This is a genomic window from Priestia flexa NBRC 15715 (assembly GCF_001591565.1).
Lineage (GTDB): Bacteria > Bacillota > Bacilli > Bacillales > Bacillaceae_H > Priestia > Priestia flexa.
The window spans coordinates 1-17,649 of the sequence record NZ_BCVD01000080.1; the positions used below are offsets into that span (position 1 = coordinate 1).

The 17,649-nt window shown below is 33.3% G+C and carries 20 protein-coding genes and 4 pseudogenes; 4 read left to right on the top strand and 20 right to left on the bottom strand.

What is annotated here, in order from left to right; genetic code table 11:
* Nucleotides 1-91: 91 nt before the first annotated feature.
* Nucleotides 92-196, top strand: a pseudogene (locus tag BFL01S_RS21465) (transposase); the annotation flags it as partial.
* 117 nt (nt 197-313) lie between these two features.
* On the opposite strand, the gene BFL01S_RS13345 reads toward BFL01S_RS21465, so the two are convergent.
* The 8 genes from BFL01S_RS13345 to BFL01S_RS13380 all read right to left on the bottom strand — a co-directional run bounded on the left by BFL01S_RS13345 (nt 314) and on the right by BFL01S_RS13380 (nt 7,413).
* Nucleotides 314-1,132 carry a class I SAM-dependent methyltransferase gene (locus BFL01S_RS13345; RefSeq protein ID WP_061785963.1) on the bottom strand — a complete coding sequence of 273 codons (819 nt, stop codon included), beginning with the start codon at nt 1,130-1,132 and terminating at the stop codon, nt 314-316.
* 23 nt (nt 1,133-1,155) lie between these two features.
* On the bottom strand, nt 1,156-1,752 hold the full coding sequence (locus BFL01S_RS13350) for a CPBP family intramembrane glutamic endopeptidase (RefSeq protein WP_235859233.1): 597 nt from the start codon (nt 1,750-1,752) through the stop codon (nt 1,156-1,158).
* A gap of 82 nt (nt 1,753-1,834) precedes the next feature.
* Nucleotides 1,835-2,584 carry a SagB/ThcOx family dehydrogenase gene (locus BFL01S_RS13355; RefSeq protein ID WP_235859234.1) on the bottom strand — a complete coding sequence of 250 codons (750 nt, stop codon included), beginning with the start codon at nt 2,582-2,584 and terminating at the stop codon, nt 1,835-1,837.
* 88 nt (nt 2,585-2,672) lie between these two features.
* Nucleotides 2,673-4,019, bottom strand: coding sequence for a YcaO-like family protein (locus tag BFL01S_RS13360; RefSeq protein ID WP_061785966.1), 1,347 nt, complete (start codon nt 4,017-4,019; stop codon nt 2,673-2,675).
* 2 nt (nt 4,020-4,021) lie between these two features.
* The gene (locus BFL01S_RS13365) at nt 4,022-5,011 is read right to left on the bottom strand and encodes a TOMM precursor leader peptide-binding protein (RefSeq protein ID WP_061785967.1); all 990 of its coding nucleotides are present in this window, start codon (nt 5,009-5,011) and stop codon (nt 4,022-4,024) included.
* 22 nt (nt 5,012-5,033) lie between these two features.
* Entirely contained in the window at nt 5,034-5,738 is a 705-nt protein-coding gene (locus tag BFL01S_RS13370) for a Rossmann-fold NAD(P)-binding domain-containing protein (RefSeq protein ID WP_061785968.1), read from the bottom strand.
* Between the two features lie 20 nt (nt 5,739-5,758).
* A complete protein-coding gene (locus BFL01S_RS13375) occupies nt 5,759-6,514 on the bottom strand; it encodes an ABC transporter permease (RefSeq protein WP_061785969.1) in 756 nt (251 codons plus the stop codon).
* Entirely contained in the window at nt 6,511-7,413 is a 903-nt protein-coding gene (locus tag BFL01S_RS13380; protein ID WP_061785970.1) for an ABC transporter ATP-binding protein, read from the bottom strand. The genes BFL01S_RS13375 and BFL01S_RS13380 overlap by 4 nt, the downstream gene beginning before the upstream one ends.
* Nucleotides 7,414-7,822: 409 nt before the next feature.
* Between BFL01S_RS13380 and BFL01S_RS20065 the strand changes: the two genes are divergently transcribed.
* On the top strand, nt 7,823-7,948 hold the full coding sequence (locus tag BFL01S_RS20065) for a plantazolicin family TOMM peptide (RefSeq protein WP_098092590.1): 126 nt from the start codon (nt 7,823-7,825) through the stop codon (nt 7,946-7,948).
* A 69-nt stretch (nt 7,949-8,017) separates the two neighbouring features.
* Here BFL01S_RS20065 and BFL01S_RS13385 read toward each other — a convergent pair whose 3' ends face one another.
* The 7 genes and pseudogenes from BFL01S_RS13385 to BFL01S_RS21055 form a co-directional block, all read right to left on the bottom strand.
* On the bottom strand, nt 8,018-8,731 hold the full coding sequence (locus BFL01S_RS13385; protein WP_061785971.1) for a pentapeptide repeat-containing protein: 714 nt from the start codon (nt 8,729-8,731) through the stop codon (nt 8,018-8,020).
* Nucleotides 8,732-8,876: 145 nt separating this feature from the next.
* The gene (locus BFL01S_RS13390) at nt 8,877-9,617 is read right to left on the bottom strand and encodes an ABC transporter permease (RefSeq protein WP_061785972.1); all 741 of its coding nucleotides are present in this window, start codon (nt 9,615-9,617) and stop codon (nt 8,877-8,879) included.
* Nucleotides 9,618-9,635: 18 nt separating this feature from the next.
* Nucleotides 9,636-10,523 carry an ABC transporter ATP-binding protein gene (locus BFL01S_RS13395; protein ID WP_061785973.1) on the bottom strand — a complete coding sequence of 296 codons (888 nt, stop codon included), beginning with the start codon at nt 10,521-10,523 and terminating at the stop codon, nt 9,636-9,638.
* Between the two features lie 23 nt (nt 10,524-10,546).
* On the bottom strand, nt 10,547-10,837 hold the full coding sequence (locus tag BFL01S_RS13400; protein WP_061785974.1) for a winged helix-turn-helix domain-containing protein: 291 nt from the start codon (nt 10,835-10,837) through the stop codon (nt 10,547-10,549).
* The gene (locus BFL01S_RS13405) at nt 10,830-11,423 is read right to left on the bottom strand and encodes a hypothetical protein (protein WP_061785975.1); all 594 of its coding nucleotides are present in this window, start codon (nt 11,421-11,423) and stop codon (nt 10,830-10,832) included. The genes BFL01S_RS13400 and BFL01S_RS13405 overlap by 8 nt, the downstream gene beginning before the upstream one ends.
* Nucleotides 11,424-12,563: 1,140 nt before the next feature.
* Nucleotides 12,564-12,656, bottom strand: a pseudogene (locus BFL01S_RS20070) (IS6 family transposase); the annotation flags it as partial.
* Between the two features lie 215 nt (nt 12,657-12,871).
* Nucleotides 12,872-12,973: pseudogene (locus BFL01S_RS21055) on the bottom strand (IS6 family transposase); the annotation flags it as partial.
* Between the two features lie 92 nt (nt 12,974-13,065).
* Here BFL01S_RS21055 and BFL01S_RS13410 point away from each other — a divergent pair.
* A complete protein-coding gene (locus BFL01S_RS13410) occupies nt 13,066-13,773 on the top strand; it encodes an IS6 family transposase (protein WP_025911933.1) in 708 nt (235 codons plus the stop codon).
* A gap of 164 nt (nt 13,774-13,937) precedes the next feature.
* On the opposite strand, the gene BFL01S_RS13415 is transcribed toward BFL01S_RS13410, so the two are convergent.
* From BFL01S_RS13415 to BFL01S_RS13430, 5 genes are all read right to left on the bottom strand, one after another.
* Nucleotides 13,938-14,207 (bottom strand): DUF3986 family protein, encoded by a 270-nt coding sequence (locus BFL01S_RS13415; protein ID WP_061785976.1) that lies wholly within the window; start codon nt 14,205-14,207, stop codon nt 13,938-13,940.
* A gap of 14 nt (nt 14,208-14,221) precedes the next feature.
* Nucleotides 14,222-14,809 carry a hypothetical protein gene (locus BFL01S_RS20455; protein WP_061785977.1) on the bottom strand — a complete coding sequence of 196 codons (588 nt, stop codon included), beginning with the start codon at nt 14,807-14,809 and terminating at the stop codon, nt 14,222-14,224.
* Nucleotides 14,810-14,818: 9 nt separating this feature from the next.
* Nucleotides 14,819-15,721, bottom strand: coding sequence for a S8 family serine peptidase (locus BFL01S_RS13425; protein WP_061785978.1), 903 nt, complete (start codon nt 15,719-15,721; stop codon nt 14,819-14,821).
* 460 nt (nt 15,722-16,181) lie between these two features.
* The gene (locus tag BFL01S_RS21525; protein ID WP_501193726.1) at nt 16,182-16,355 is read right to left on the bottom strand and encodes a DUF8096 family protein; all 174 of its coding nucleotides are present in this window, start codon (nt 16,353-16,355) and stop codon (nt 16,182-16,184) included.
* A 147-nt stretch (nt 16,356-16,502) separates the two neighbouring features.
* Nucleotides 16,503-16,871 carry a hypothetical protein gene (locus BFL01S_RS13430; protein WP_061785979.1) on the bottom strand — a complete coding sequence of 123 codons (369 nt, stop codon included), beginning with the start codon at nt 16,869-16,871 and terminating at the stop codon, nt 16,503-16,505.
* A gap of 585 nt (nt 16,872-17,456) precedes the next feature.
* Here BFL01S_RS13430 and BFL01S_RS13440 point away from each other — a divergent pair.
* Nucleotides 17,457-17,649, top strand: a pseudogene (locus BFL01S_RS13440) (IS6 family transposase); the annotation flags it as partial.

Here is a 17,649-nt window from a genome sequence, read left to right on the forward strand (position 1 = left end):
GTATTTTTTACATAATTAAAATCAATCAGGATTCTATTTGTCGGTGTTTGTTCTTACAATTCTTCGCCAAAATTCACTAAATATAAAACATATTCATGACCTGTATTCATTACGCTGGCAAATTGAAATTTTGTTGAAAACATGGAAAACTTTCTTTCAAATTCACAAGTGTAAAAAAATCAAGAAAGAACGCTTACCTGGCTCCTTTAATTGGATTGAATACCGGTGAGGTCTTATAATAATGAAACAAAATAGTGTCGTAATAAAGACTGTTTTAATTCAATTTTAATTACGACACTCTTGATCAATTCCTTTAAACAGAATTTTTATTTTTAATAAGCCATGCATGTAAAAGTTCTGGCATTGAGTGTTTCTGAGCATTTTCTTCTTTAGAAATCATCCTTAAAGCTTTTTGCAAGCTTTGATTTCCAATTAATGATAAAAAATCCGCGCTAAATTGATTAAACCCCCCAATGGCAGAGGTTCCAATTTTAAAAGACAATTCATTTCTTTGTTCAGTAATATACATTAATAAATGTTTGAACTCGGATAATGTAAACGAAGCATTATACTGATCACAAAGATAAAGTTCTTCATCTTTCGACTGCGAAGAACTAATTCCTTCTTCTACACTGTCTCTATTTAAATCTACTATATAAATAAGGGATTCATTTGACATATAAGGAACTAAACACTCTAACACCTCTAAAGGATATTTAAACAATCCAAAACATAAGTGAATAAAAATTACATCATACGTTTTTCCTGAAATATCCAATGGTTGGCTCTCGATTTCTGTGCATATAAAATCAGCATCTATATTAAGTTGATTTGCAGAATTAATCGCATCTTTTGATGAATCGATACCCATCAATACTGCACGAGGTAATTTTTCGGATAAATATTTTAGTACCTGCCCTTGCCCACAACCTATATCTAAGATAGAATCGGGTTTCCTATTAAACGTTGCTTCATAAAAAGCAATAAAAGTTTCTACAGATAGGATTCTGATAGTTGAAGTCTCTCTATTGTCGTAATTTGAACTTATTTTTCTTTTCCCTGGCTCAACAAACCAGGACTGGGCTTGAGCTCTTTTTTCTTCAAGCTCTTTTATTTTTTTTTGTATTTGCATACAGTAGACCACCTTTAAAAACTTTACCACTCAGTTTGAGACAAAGTGGGGGTTTTCGTTTTGAATGTTTTTTTCCTTACTGGACGGAAAAATTGAATTGCTAAATTATGAGTAATGTGAAAAGCTATAGAAGCTAAAATACCGAAAGCTAGAAATGATAGGACGACAAGAATCGTAAAAAGTGACATATAAGCAATTGATTTAAATCCGCCTAACGGTAAATGTAGTATGATAAAACCAATTGAACTAATAAGAATAGCTAATGGAAGAGAATCGAATAAGTACGTTAGTAGCAAAAAAGGGAGGCAAAAACGCCAAATTACTTCCTCAGATAAAGCAGCTAATGGAAGAAACACCAATGAATCAATGTTAATTGAGTGCTTCCCTTTAAATACAACTACCTTTTTTTTTATTTTCCATATTACCAATGGAAAAAGAGCTCCCAATAACCCAAAAAACAAAATACCATAGATATTATTATCATTTGAAATATCTGAAATAAGCTCTCGAAAAATGACACTACAGCAAATCAGAGCTGCAATAATCGTTGTAATATCATAACTTCGTTGGGGTGTAATATATTTAAAGATTTTTCGATGGACAGATGGTTTATCATTCATGATTTTGACTATCATTTTAGAATTAAAGGGACCCAAAAAATGAATTAGGATCCCTAAGGCTGATACAATTAATATCATTCATTTAAATACCAGCAACTAATGTGTAGATTGGAGCATCATCTACGCCATTATAGCCACCGATCATTTTCATTAACTCATCATCGATAAATCCACCGTAAGGTCGACTGTTAATCTTTTGTGCCGTAGATAACAAAATCATGTTTTGCATTACATGTCCTGCCTCCATAAAAACAAACCGATAAGACCGATGCCCGTACTTAAACCGCGAACGCCAAAAATTTGCAGAAACCACTACAGCAAATGCAAAATCTTGAACAGCCTCTTCTTGCAACATGATTTTCATAAATTCTTCTTCCGAATATTCCCCTAACTTTACCAAACCTCTTCGATAAGGGTCAAAATGATAAATACCTTTTTCTAAACTATCCACTTTATTAACTACAACAAACAGATCTAGAGGATAGAGCGCGCCACCAGATGGTATTGGACGTCTAGGACCTTCTGGACGTTCTACCAGTCCATAACTTTTTTGTAAAACAGTTGATAGTTTTTCTAATGAAACACTTCTACCTTTAAAATTTTCCACACTTCTCCGCTCATTAATTGCATCATCTAGTGATACGTTGGTGTTTAACGGAGTTGGTAGTGGAATCAATGGTAAGTCATCAAATCTTTTACCTGCATGTCTAGCAATCTTTTGCAAAGTTTCAGATCGACTTAAACCCGCCACTCCGGGTGCATCCCAAGCCATTGAGCTTCGATAAACTTTTGTTGCTTCAAACCAATTTTCAGATGGGTCATCAAATTGCAATCTTTCGTTACCATATACAACATCTACCAAGTTGGTGGCGTGTCTCTCAATATTTTCCATATATATCAATCACCTTTCTACTACTTTTTTATGGGAATGGATGAGGGATCGGGTTAAGGTCTTCTAAATTAAATGGTTTATCAACCAAACCTAGGTTATAAGAATGTTTTAAAATTCGTTCTCCACCTAACATTCTACCTCTGTAAAGAACATCAATTGGCTTATAACCTGGAATAATTGATTTAACTACATATGCTCCAGCATCTTTAATATCAGGGCTAGTTAAATCAAAAGTTGCAACCTTAAATCCCTGTTTTGATAAATGACTCACGAGACTATTCCATAAGACTTCGGGAGAACTATCATCAAATGGCCTATACTCATTAACATCAACTAAATTTTCATTTTCGGTTAGAAAATCTGCTTCTTTAATTAGTTCTGTTCCAGCGTAAAGTTTAATATGATCTTCAAAGCTATTTATGTCTTTATTAAAATCAACATCTACTAAAGCGTTCCCTAATCGTTGCTCCGTTTTCGCCCAAGTTCTCGTATACATCCCCTCTATTGCAGCTTTCTCACAAGCTCTTTCAATTGAATGAGCGGAAGCTGCTCCTATTGCAAACGGTGCTAAATCTGTATATGGATTTCTAATTACTGCTAGAATAGAAGGGATGCCTGAAAATACTGTCATGTCGATTAAATGCAAATCAAGTGACGTTGGCTTAATATATCTTTCATAAAAACGCTTTAATCTAGGAGAAGAATTGATATCAATTTTCGGTAAACTTAATTTATTGTACCAAGTTAACATAAATGCATCTCGTTCAACTGTTTCAAACAGTCCTGAAATCGCTGCTTCTTGATAAGTTATACCACAAGCTAATCCATTACTAGTTGCATGGCCAATATTTGAATCTCCTGGCCATTCAGTATAGTTTGCAATATGAGTTAATTGTGCAGGCGTCCAAACTTCTTCATTATTATCAGCATATTGTCCTTGTCGCCACCATAACTCTGTATCTTCATCCCAAACATTATGAGGAAAAGCAGGATCCTCATATTGTTTCTGAGAGTAAAGTTCCCATTTATCAAAACCAATTACTTTTTTACCTTCATTGATTAGTTGCTTTTGAGAGCCGAAATGTACTACATTAGAGTTTAACGGTAAATAAGCTGCACTATATCTTTCTACGGTTTCCCCTATAGCAGCCAATCTCGCTGCAGCTGGATTATCAGAGCCTCCACCATTATAAGAATTGGATGGTATTCCAAATAAAATTTTACTATCTGTACCATGGGCTCCATATGAGTGCCCCCATACATCATCTACATCTCTGAGCTTTCTATATTCCCTCCGGACAATTCCAACATATGGATCTGCTAAACCATCTAATACTTTCCAAGATTCTTCTAACGTTGTCCATTTGTTTGCCATGATTATTTAATCACCTCTCCGTGATACCAAACTTGAGGAAAACCTGTATCTGCTGCAGGAGAACATTTTTGACATCTAGGTACTCTATAAACACGATGATTATTAAATGAGATACCTCTATCATCTAAATTAATTGTTGTGAATCCACCAGGTATCGCACTTGAAGCGTAATCCCTTAATGCAACCCATTCTGTAATTAAGTTACTAGCAATTCCATTTTGAACTAAATTAATAGGCTGATTGTAAACAGGTTGCTTGTCCGACTTTACAGGCTTGATTTTCATTAGTTCTGAACGGAATACATCATCAGCAAAATTCGCTGATTTTCTTAAGTTATAGCAATGTAAACAAGCCGACTGATGAGGAATAAAGAATGGCCCAACCCATGCCGTCTGACCATCATAAGGTACAACACTTAACCAAGGAATATTATCTTCTAAGGCAATATCATTTACTTCTTCTAAAAGTGGATCTAAATGTGATGTACCGACCGCTATTCTAATGCTTGGCTTCTCATCTGATTCACCTTTAAGTACAACGTTCAATCTAAATTCCCGCAAATTAGCAATTAATTCCTTAGCTACTCCATTATTTTCACGAGCAATGACTTCCACTATACCCGTCTGGATTCTATGTAGAATATCTTCTACTGATACTTGACCGCCAGCTCTTTCATAAGCTAATAAAGCAGTTAAATTAAAGTCAAAGTCAGACTTAACACACATTCCATTGGTAACTAAAAATTCTAAGACATTTTTTAACTGAGCACTCTCAATATCAAAATTCTGCTCTAATTCTTCGATTGAAACCCCATTATCTCTAATAAGATATTCTGAGATTCCCTCGATAAACTCAACTACTCCTTCACCATCAATTTTTGTTATTGATTGTCCTTTAAAGCCAACCAGACTGCCCTGTAAATTACCTAACGTAATATGAGGAGCTAATTTGTACCTTGCAGTTTTTTGAGAAATTTGTTCTTGTATAGGCATACTTGTTTCCTCCTTTTAATAACTAAACTAACTTTTTATTTTTAAATAACTGAGCTGCACTTGGTGGATGCCCAATTATTTGTTCAAGTGTTTTTGTAGTAGACTGTAGTCGATTATCTGAAGATTGATCCTGAAACTCAACTAACCATTCCACTAAATCTAAAGGCATTTTATTTTGCATAAGAATATTAATAACTTCTTTTTTACTTTTGCACTGTAAATCAATTTCCATCTCTAAATCTTCTTCAAAGATATCTCTAAGTCTGCTCATACTAATTAATTCAGGACCCGTTAACTCAAAAGCTTTTCCAGCCCGCGCCCTTACATCTTGTTTAGAAATTAAACATGCATGAGCGATATCTTTTGTATTCACCCAATTGACACCTTTAGGAGAAAATGCGGTTAATAATATCCCTGTCGCACCTGCCCATCCCCTATAAAGCTCAATATTTATATCAAGTGGCGAAGTTCTATAAAGAATACTACTTTTATATACTTGTAATAATTCAGTTTCCAAGGAACCAAGCTCATCATCAACATTATGCCTTCTATTAGATAACAAGATAGTTTCCGTTTCCAAATCGGTAGCATTTGTAAAAAAATCAATGTTATAATTAACTGCACCACCGAGATCAATAATTTGCGTAGGGTGATCTTGATGTCCTATCACAATTTCATCTAAAATTTTTTTTAACGGCTCTCGAATACCAATATAATGAATACTCATATAAAGAAGTGCCTCCTTATTTAATACTCCCGATCTACTTCATTCTTTATTTTTAGAATAATGATAACTAACAGCAAAAAGGTCCAAGTTATCCAGCCAATCAATCCTTTAAGAGGAAAATCATTATTAATCCCAGTTCCCCACGACACAATTTCCAACGAAGAACGTGATGGGAGCATGTAAGATAAATTATTGAAAAGCTCATTAAAAGTGTCAGGTGGTATAAACAACCCTCCACCAAAAGCCAAAATCAGCATCAATACTTGTACGATGGCTACTGCAGCCTTTGGAACAGAAAAGTAACCAATAGCAATTCCAAGTAGCATAAATGGTATACAAGTCATAACGAGTGAAATGACACCAATAATCAGATTTATCACACCCATACTTGCATCTGTTAAGATAATTGCCATTAGTAACAAAGGTATTACTGAAATCAGAGATAAAACACCAGAAGAAAATAAATAAGATAGAAGTATCGCTCCCTGTCCTACGGGTAAAGATCGTGTATAAGATCCCCATGGTCTTTCTCTTGCTTGAGAGATTTCTACAGCAAAGTGAAACAATGAGTTGACCATTACGCCAAAAATCACAAGTGCAATAACCGATTTAGTAATAGCATCTGAAGAGGCCCCTGCAGATTGTTGAGGTAATACGAAAAACAGCAAACCGATAGTAGGGGATATCAGACTCATGACAATACTGATAGGTATGCGAAAAGCTTCTAACAACTGAAACTTGGCATGTAGTGAAGCTAAATATACTATACTTTTCACTGAGTTACCTTCCTTACTTCTTCGGCGCTAGACATAAGATAGTGATCCAAACGATCTTCAAAAACACGTAGATCCTCAAAATGCTCCATCGTCATAACAATCTCCTTAATCAATTCTTCAGAGCTTAAGGTTCTTAAAATGATATATTCACCTTGGATTTTGTAAGACTCGACACTTGGTAAACAAATGAAAGCACTTATTTTATCTGTTTTCAACGCCACATTTTTTCTTTGAATATTACTTTTTATTCGGCTTAACTCATCATCAATATGTATATGACCCTTATCAATCTTCACAATCCTTTGAGTTAAATTTTCTATGTCTTCTAAGTAATGGCTTGTCACGATAATTGTGGTCCCCTTAGAATTTCTGTTTTTGATGACACTCCATAGCAAATCTCGTGTATGTACATCTAACCCTGCTGTAGGTTCATCCAATAAAACGAGTTCTGGATTACCTGAAAAAGCCAAACATGTCGATAACAATCTTTTTTGTCCACCTGATAACCCTCCCACTTTGTAATTCACTATATTTGTCAAGTGGAATTCCTCAATCAAACTTTTAAATTCTGCTTTGTTAGGATAGTGATTCCGGACGAACTCTATTAATTCTCCTGCCTTAAAAGTATCTGGTAAGCTGATCGACTGCGGTGAAATCCCCAACTTTACTCGTTGAATTGGCTTATTTGGGATATCCCCAAAAATCTCCACTACACCAGAATCGGGTTTTTTTATCCCCAGTATAATCGACAAGAGAGTTGTTTTTCCAGCTCCGTTAGGCCCGACTAATCCAATTGACTCCCCCCTTTTAACGGTTAGATTAATACTAGATAAAACTATTTTATCGCCAAAACTCTTACTTAAATTTCTCAATTTTACAATTTTATTATTTTTTTCCATACCTGTATTAAAACATACAAATATTATCTTATCAATGTCTATTTTTTAGAATTTTTATATTTTTTGAATATTATAGATTCAAAAAATATACAGCTACAGGGCAAGGCTTAACTAATCAAGTTATTATAAAAGAATATTCGGATAGTACGTGAAGGATATAGTGAAAAATGTCGTAAAGAATTCAAGCGTAAACCAAACAAAAGGTTCGTTGGTTGTTTAAATTATTAATTATACGTTTCTTAAAACTTTAAAGTTTAGATTCAGAGGATTAAATCTCCTAATCAAACATTTTGATTACACCACGAATTATTTTCCAAAAAAAGGTTGACATTTTTGGATACTTATTTCAGAATATGTGACATATCGACTAAATATTCTGTCGATAAAATCTACATAGGGGGGAAAAATGATGACTAAAATCAAAGTACCAACTGCTTTAACTGTTAGCGTACACGGAGAAGGGCAACATCTATTCGAGCCGATGGCTGCTCGTTGTACTTGTACAACAATTATTTCAAGTTCTTCTACATTCTAATCACTAAGAAGTAGACCAATTAGAATACTTTCTAATTGGTCTACTTCTTTACCAATCAATGAATAATAATTAAATTATCTCCACATCAGTTAAATTGGCCCTTTCTTCTTGTAAAAAGCGATAGGTTATCCGATCCATAGTCGCTCCCGTAAAATCTAACTTTGAAAGAGTACATGATTCAAATTGTACATTAATTAATTTAGAATTCACAAAAGATACTTTTTTTAGATAGCAATTTTTAAATGAAATATTTAATAAAAAGGAACCATCAAAGCTTACCTTTGGAAAATGAGAGTCATAAAAAGAGGAATTGGTGATTTTACAATTTTCAAAAATAGCCTGGTTAAAATCACTCTTCTTAAAATCAGATTCAGATACAGTGGAATCAATGACATTTAATCTTTTGAAATAACAATCTTTAAATTCCGAATAATTAATTTCTCGGTTTTTGGCCATTGAACCTTTAAAATCACATAACCTGTAATTGGCATTAATTAGCGCAAGATTTTCTAGATTTTCATCGGTGAATATTTTTTTAAAATAATTTAATTTGTTATTTTCATCAACAGATAATTCACTTACATCAATTTTCACATCTCCAGATTCAAGCTTTTTAAAAAGAGCATTATAAACCTCCCTATCTTCCAATCCTTCATTATTAAGTTGAAACATTATAATCTCAAGTTTATGCATTAATTCTTTTTTCTTTTCTTGAAATATTTGATCTTTTTTATATGGTCGGAAATACCTTTCGATATGTAGTTCTAACTTTTCACTTGACATTCGCTCACTCCTAACATTTATTTGAATGCGATTTCATAGATAGTTTCCTCATTTCAATTCAAAAAGAAAGATTGCGATTAATGTATTTTAATTGCAATCTTATTTATATTTCAAAATAACTCATAAGGGAGAATTCTTTCTAGTCTTAGCTTCTAGCCATTTTAATGTAATTCCTATAGCCTATCAGTGAAACAATAAAACCTAATGCAGAGTATCCAATAAGTACAAGTGCAACCAAAGTCAAACTTTCTCCCCCTGGTAGTGTAGATACCGAATTCACTAAACCTTGGTGTGCCCAATATTGAGGAAATATCATGCCAATAGTCTTCAAATAACTAGGTAATTGTTCAAAAGGAGTCCATAAACCACAAGCAACCGCTGTTCCTAAAGCAATAATATTAGTCATCACCAACCCTGTATTTTCCGTCTTAGCAAAAACAGCAATAGCCACTCCCCATGAAGTAACTAACATTGACAACAAGAGAATTACAACCAGATAAGATCCATATTGTGTTATTTTAATATCATACAAGTAAACTCCCAAAATCGTTAATAAAAGAACTTGCATTACAATAATAAAAAAGAATGGAATACATTTACCAAGAAAAAAGCTGTAGGACTTTAAAGGCGTACTTGCCAATCTAGCTACCATCCCCTTTTCACGATCCTTTACAAAACTTATAACGATAGAAATAATAACAAATGTAGAAAAGAATACGCTCATTCCTGTGATTGATTGAGAAGCTACTAATGTTTTTTTTGAAATATCTGGGGTAAATAACTCAATCAAAAGGATAATTGATCCAATCGGCAATAAAATTGTCCAAAACAACAAAGACCGATCTTTTATTTGTTTTTTTGTTTCAATTCGGGCTAAAGGCCACATAAAATCACTCTCCTTTTATTATTGATCTCGCAAATCCGTGCCAGTCAATTGAAAAAATACATCTTCTAGCCTTGGTTTGAATAAAGATAATTGATTTGGAACAAAATGATTTTCCTTGCTCAATCTAACTAAACCTCCGAAAGTATCTAACGGATCTTTTGTTTTAATTAATACACCTGATTGATATGGTTTAAAATCAAATCCACGGTCAATCAACGTTTTATTAGGAATAGATGAATCTAAGTAAACAGATGTTTCTGTGTAACGGTTTAGAAGTTCATTAATTTCCCCTTCTTCAACGATTTTCCCTTTATCGATGAAAAAAACATAGTCACACAAACTCTCAATTTCTTCCATATAATGACTAACGTAGATGATGGTCTTTCCTTCTCCTTTCAATTTATTTATGAGCTTAAAGATATAACGTCTTGACTGAGGATCAACCCCTACCGTCGGTTCATCTAAAAAAATTAATTCCGGGTCATGCATAAGAGCACAACCAATATTCAAGCGACGCTTCATTCCTCCTGAAAAGTTCTCGATTACATCATTCGCTCTTTCAAATAATCCTATATCCTTCAATAACCTTTCTACTTTTTGCTTTAACTCTTTACCTTTTATTCCATGTATTTGGCCAAAAAACTCCATATTTGTTTTAGCTGTCAGCTTTTCCTCTAGACTAATATCCTGCGGAACATAACCCAGTGTACCTTTAGATCCTCCTTTGTATTCAACCTTGCCTTCATAAGATCTAATAATATGAGAGATAATTTTCATCAGGGTTGACTTCCCGGATCCGTTTGGACCGATTAACCCGTAGCATACTCCTTTCGAAATTGTTAATGTTACATTATTTAATGCTTGAGATGTCCCATACTTCTTACTTACATTCTCTACCTGTAGCATCCACACTCATCCTTTCTTAACTTTTATTTTTTAAAAATGGCTTCAATGGTACTGATATACTCTTTGTAAGCATCTGCGCCTAAATTGGTTATTTTTACAATTGTTTTTGGTTTTTTAGATATAAACGTCTTTGTAATTACTACATATTCTGCATCTTCTAATTTTTTCAAATGCGAGCCTAAATTCCCATCCGTAACAGACAAAGATTTTTTTAAGTAGGTGAAATCACATTCTTCATAAATCATTAATAAACTCATAATCCCTAAGCGAATTTTTGCATGAATTAAATCATTTAAATTATTAACATTACTCATTTCCTTGCCCTTTTCTTTTCAGAATAAATCCCGTTAATAACAAACTACCTCCGCCGATAAATGCAAAAATAATGTTCAGTAAATCAGGGAAAACAGAAAACGTGATCATTCCAAGAATGCTTAACCAGAACCCCATAAAAAAAATCTCTCTCGTCAAAACAATACCGAGAAGTATATACATAATTGACACCAATAAAACGATATAAAAAGAGAAATTATCAAATGTATATGGTAGTAAACCTGAGTAAATCAAAAAAACAAAAATACTTAAAATCATAATGAGACCTAGCCAGGTATATTTCAATTGATTTCTTAGAAACAAAGGCATTGGATTCATTTTTTTTTGCTTAAAATATATAGCCAAAGTGATAATCCAACCAATAACCCCTAGCAAAAACCATGCAACCCCAATAGTAAATGGATCAAAGTTCAGTAAGGTAATCGTATAAGCAACAATCCAGATAAATCCCCAAATAATGAAGTATGTGCTAGTTTGTTTACAATATTCGGTTTTATAACGTGTAATTGTTTTAATATGCGATAAATTTTCAAGTATTTCTGAAGTGGTATATTTTTGATTTGGCATGAAAAACCCCCTTATATTCTAGTTGCTCTGTTTTACAGAGTATAATGTATTATTCAAGTTACTCTGTAAAACAGAGTATAATGCATTATTCATCGTTCGTAAAGTATTTTTTCAATATTTCTGAATTTAACAACCAATATAAACATATTTGGGGTAGCGCCAGAAACGGTAAAAGCTATTTAATTGTGATGACTCCATTTCAACCATTAAAAAATAAGAGAACTGTATTATAACAAAGGAAAATAATCCGATAATGTTAACGAACTTCTAAGGACGATGAATATGTCAGTAACCATAACCGTGGCTGATAATGAAAAGAGCGACTGTAAGCGCTAGTGAATTATTGATACGACTGCAAAAAGAGACGGAAATCCCCCCCCTTATAAGTCTGTATTCCATTCTTTTTGTTATCTACCATTCTCTTTACATGACTATGAAATTGTGGGTGCGTGTAGTGGATACCCTAATCAGAATGCAAAAGTGTTTCAGAATGAACGTTATCTCCTAATCTATCTTTTAATTTGTCTAATGTTTGATAGACGATATCCACTTGTAAAGAAGGAAAAATACTTTTACATATTTGCCCATTTCTGAAATAATAATGTCATACTAGAGGTATCCCCCCTTACTAAAGAAAATAAGAGCGGTGAGGTGAAATGAAATGTATGAAATGATTAGTCCAGTAAGCATAGTTATATTTGTTTGGATAGTGTCTTATACTTTATATGATTTTCTAAAAGCAATTTATCCTCAAAACTAAGTGGGAAACCAAAATAAAAAAATTAAAAAGAAATATGAATTTAGTAAAACAAAGAGGATTTATCATATGACGGATCCCCTTTGCTTTATTGCGAATAAGTGGGGTTATGCCAACAAGAGATTAAGCTTTTAACTGTATATAGACGTTTTTTCAATATTCGTGTGTGTCAGAAAAAAACTCATTAACTTGCTAATTTTTAATCTCTAATACGATTACCATAATATACATGCCAATGCAGGTTCTGGTGCAAAGTTTCTTAACACATAAAAAGGTGAAGGAATTACTGTTGAATTTTACTAACCTATTAATAATTTTTGTAATTCGTTATACGTCGAAAAGACGAATTCTGATTGAAGACTTCGCCTATGTTTATATAGGGCATGAACCGAGATATCACGTTCCTTCAGAATTTCAAATACGTCACGATGACTTAAAGAAAAACGACAATAGTAACCAACAGTTACCAATATAATATCTTTCTCGAATTGTTTTCCTTTATACTATCTCATCTGTTATGCTCCTCCTTTTCTTTTTTTAGATTTTATCCTAGTTTAGAAATTTTTGTAACAGAACCCTTTTTGGAGTAGTTTATATCCTTAAGTTGATGGGCATGGGACGTTCTCCGGTTCTGGTGCAAATACTGAAGAAAGATGTAAAGAGGTGAAAAGCTCCCTAGTAGAATCTAGTCTTAAGTAGCAATTTCAAATAGTTCATGGATGAACTCCACTTGATTTTGGGCAGACTTGTCTCGTGAAATAAGTTGTCCTTTTTTTATCATATGCATCGCTTGGTTCTGGTGCAAAAACTTCAGGGCAATTGCAAGTAATCTCTAAATTTTGGACATACTGATACTATTACTCTAAAAAAAGGGGCATGATCAGTATGGAAAACCAAAATGTATTCAAATGGAAACATTATCAGCCTGACATTATTTTGTTAACAGTGAGATGGTACCTACGGTACAACTTAAGTTTTCGTGATTTGGTGGAAATGATGGAGGAGCGTGGCTTATCCATGGCTCATACAACGATTATGCGTTGGGTTCATCAATATGGACCGGAATTAGATGAAAGAGTACGACGTCATCTTAAGCCAACAAATGATTCCTGGAGAGTCGATGAAACGTATATTAAAGTAAAAGGTCAATGGATGTACTTATATCGTGCAGTTGATTCAGAAGGGAATACCATTGATTTTTATCTAAGTGAATTAAGAGATAAACAAGCAGCCAAGCGCTTTTTCAAGAAAGCCTTGGCTACTTCTCATGTTTGTAAACCTCGCGTCATAACAGTGGATAAAAACCCAGCTTATCCTGTAGCAATTCAAGAGTTAAAAGAAGAGAAACGTATGCCTGAAGGCATCCAAATGAGACAAGTGAAATATCTCAATAATATCGTAGAACAGGATCATCGTTTTATAAAAAAGCGAGTTAGTTCGATGTTAGGATTGAAATCATTTCGTACAGCTACTTACATACTGAGTGGCATAGAAGCCATGCATATGATGAAAAAGAAGCAGGTTCATCAGGGGGTGAAGTCTGCCCAAAATCAAAAAGAATTCATCCATAAGTTGTTTGGATTAGCTTCATAAGTTAGCAATTTAAAGGAAACTCACACTCTATGTTTCTAACGAGTGATTTTTGCACCAGAACCAGAAAAAGACTGTCACCTTTATATAGGTGTCAGTCTTTTCAGTTAGGATCTATTCTACAGTAAATGTACTTAATACTCATTTCCGAGATGCAGTTAAAGATTTTATATGATGTTTTCCTCTATTAAAAAATCCTTAAGTAGTTGTGAACCTTTTTCAAAAGTCAAATCATCATTAATATGATACTCTCTTACGAGTAGACCAAAGCCCTCATAAAACTTATAATCCTTATTATTAAGAATTTTTTTATAATAATCATTATCGAAAAACAGGCACCATTTCTCTCCGTTTTTCTCTTTCATAAAAATACCTTCTATATCATGTCCATCTTCATAATAACCTACATGTAAATGGTATCTGTCATCAAAAATCATATTATCCCTACCCTTTAGAATTTAATTACATGATGATCTTTTAAATTAGGTGGTACATGGTAGTGAAGTACAGGATCTCTGCCATGTTTTATTGGGGCATAATCAAGTCTGAATAAAGTAGTTGAGCCTTTCTTCCTTAGCTGAATAATTCTTCCCCCACTACCAGGACCATCCAAGTCATACTTTGATGGTGCATCTACAAACTTCTTTACATACGGTCTTGCTAATGCCCACCCCTTTTCCATACCTTTTTTACCAACTTTTGATGTAAGAAGTCGAATTGCAGCAGCTGCAACAGGAATCCACTGACCGCTTACACTGTTATCTTCAATAGAAACATCTTGATCAGTAAGGATAAAATGTTCTTCCATCTCCATAAAAATAGGGTCGTTTACTAGAAAGTCAAAATCTTCTTCATATGTAGTTAAATCTTGCCCTGATACATCAATTCCTGTAGTTTCAGTTATTTCTTCTACTACAGTATCTTCTAATACTAATCCCTCATCAACAATAACTTCTGATGTCTCTGCTCCTGAAATAGTAGGGGACAGGATAGATAAAAGCATAACAAATGTCAATACAATGGTAACAAATTTTTTCATTACAATCTCCTATTCTTCTTTTAATAGCATGTCGGGCTTGAGAATTAAGTACTCTTCAACTCTATCATTTTCTTTCATGAATTTCCATATTTTTTCATTCATTTTACTTTCATTTTTAGATTTATTGGCTTGTACATATAAAGAGGCTAACCCAGCCATATAAGCTGAAGCCATTGAAGTACCACTACTAACTAAGTTTTCACCAGTAGTTGAATAACTATTAATAAATTGGCCTGGGAGTAAAACATCTAGACCATCACCTTGAGTGGTTCCTTTCCATATCTCACCTTTTTTATTAATTGCTCCAACACCTATAACGTTTGAGTATTTTGCAGGAAATAAAACATCAACATCTTTTTGAACTCCGAAATTACCTACTGAAGAAATTACCAAGATATCTTTCTCTACAGCTTTATCAATCATTTGTTTTAGATCCTGGTTATCTTTTGGCGTTCCAAATGGCATTAAAATCACATCAACATTCTTATCGATGGACCATTCTATTGCATTTATAATATTGTTAATATCACCTTTTAAGTTTGAATCCAATGCCTTTGCTACGTAAAGGTCAATTTCAGGTGCCACTCCAAACTCTTCAGATGATAGAATCCCAGCTATATGAGTTCCGTGCCCATGATCATCATCATAATCTTTTGAATCATTAATAGTATTGATACCGTCAACTGTACTGGTAATTTCTTTAGAAACACCGGTATCTATTAGAGAAACCTTGACCCCATTACCTTTTAATTCATATTTTTGGTGTAATGAATCTATATCAAGATAATCGTAAGCCCAGTTTCTCTCATAAAATTCGGAATCTTTTTCTTTTGCGCCTGTTAAAATAGAAAATAGATAGATACTTGTTATTGCTATACCTACAATTAAAATGATAAATATTAACCTCTTCATTCTACCACCTAACAATATATTTTAGGACAATTATACCATGTTTACTATATATATATCCATATATTGTTACTTTAATTTTCAAAAACCTGCCTCGTTGGTTTAATAAGATATCAGTGTTTTAGATATATTGAATTTAGAACGTTTGTTTGTACATAATTAAATTAAAAAGGAAGTCACTAAATTAGTAATTGAAACAATTCTCAATATTGAAAGCATTAGAGGTTCAAGCCGGGGAGAATTTTTCTTTCGAGACCGAGATTTTAAGGATGCTCCAAACTTTGCAGTTGCAATTGTTGCTTATGAATGGATCCAGCAGCAATGGACGGAATCTGGCTGCAGGGAAATGGTCATAGAAAAAGTAACCTAGAATGAGAAAAATGATATTACCTAGATAGTCAGGGAGATTGAGAAGGTTATGCCGGAAGATGACTTACCTTCTAAACAGAGAAAAAGCCAATAATTAAATCGACTTTTTCATTCCACAATTGCTACACTCTCTAAGAAATTCACCATTGCCAACCTTTGATTTAAAATGTGAGTTTCCACAGTTGTCGCAGCGTCCAGCTTGTTTATCAGGTAAATCATTATATGTGTAGAATTTATCTAGATCAATATTGTCGTAATCGTATTCCATGTAGTCACCTCAGAAGTTCAATATATCAAACATTACGGAATAAATGAAGGCTGTATATTTTTCACAAATTATTCACAAGGACTTCCAGCCTATTTGCTTAATTTTTAGGTGAAATGGTGTGAGGAAATGAAGGTTCGTGACAAATTTTCAGCTGTTTATGTGCCAAGATTGGATTTTGTAAAGGCAGGGATAGGTTGCTTCAGAATTTTTTATATAACTAGAAAAGTTACGTAATGCATCGGCCATTAATGCAAAACAAGCAAAGAGAATATGCCCTATTTCTGAGTTAGATTTATCAATGCCATAATATAACTCTCTCTGAACTTGAAAATAATTATGCAAATGATCTTGGCATTCAAGTATAACCTCTTCGTTGGATTTCTCTTGAATAAGTACATTTAATTCATTATATAAATTTGATGAAGAAGCATTATAATAGGGTTGTTGTACTTGCTCAATAAATGTAGTTAAGTGTGGCTCATTATTTTTAGCTTTTATTATTTGTTTCTCTAACATTTGTTATTACACCCTTTCTCTAAAGCTTGTAAAACTTATCCTTCACTAGCTTATATTCTTTATAACCTTCGAGGTTATTGTCGATATACTTAAGTAGCATGGCTTTTAAAAACCAGAATTTCGGAAGTTCTGCTCTTAAAGATTCAAAATCAAGATTGAGTATGTGATCAGTGAAGTTATGAAGTGCATCAGCTATTAATGCACACATGGCAAAAAGAACGTTGCCTATTGTATTATTAATTTGAAAATATAATTCTCTTTGAAGTTGAAAAAAATTACATAATTATTATTGTGAGATCTAATAGCATACTTTATCATTTAATATCCTCCCTCTAAGTTAAAGGTTCCATATAATACAAAAACATCTTCTTCTAAAGATTTGGGTAACAGTGTCACCTTATTGGTATCAATTTCAGTTTTTATGAAGTAATGATTTTGATTTTCTCTTAAAATTTCATATTGTTTATCACTATAAAACTTTTCCCCATCTATTGGTTCTGGTGCAAAAACTTCAATTCACTTGTAAGCAATCTCTAAAACTTGGACATACTGATACTAGTACTCTAAAAGAAGGACGTGATCAGTATGGAAAAGCAGAATCTATTTAAGTGGAAACATTATCAGCCGGACATTATTTTACTAACCGTTAGATGGTACCTGCGGTACAACCTTAGCTTTCGTGATGTAGTCGAAATGATGGAAGAGCGAGGTCTATCTATTGCCCACACAACCATTATGCGTTGGGTTCATCAATATGGACCAGAATTAGATGAACGCA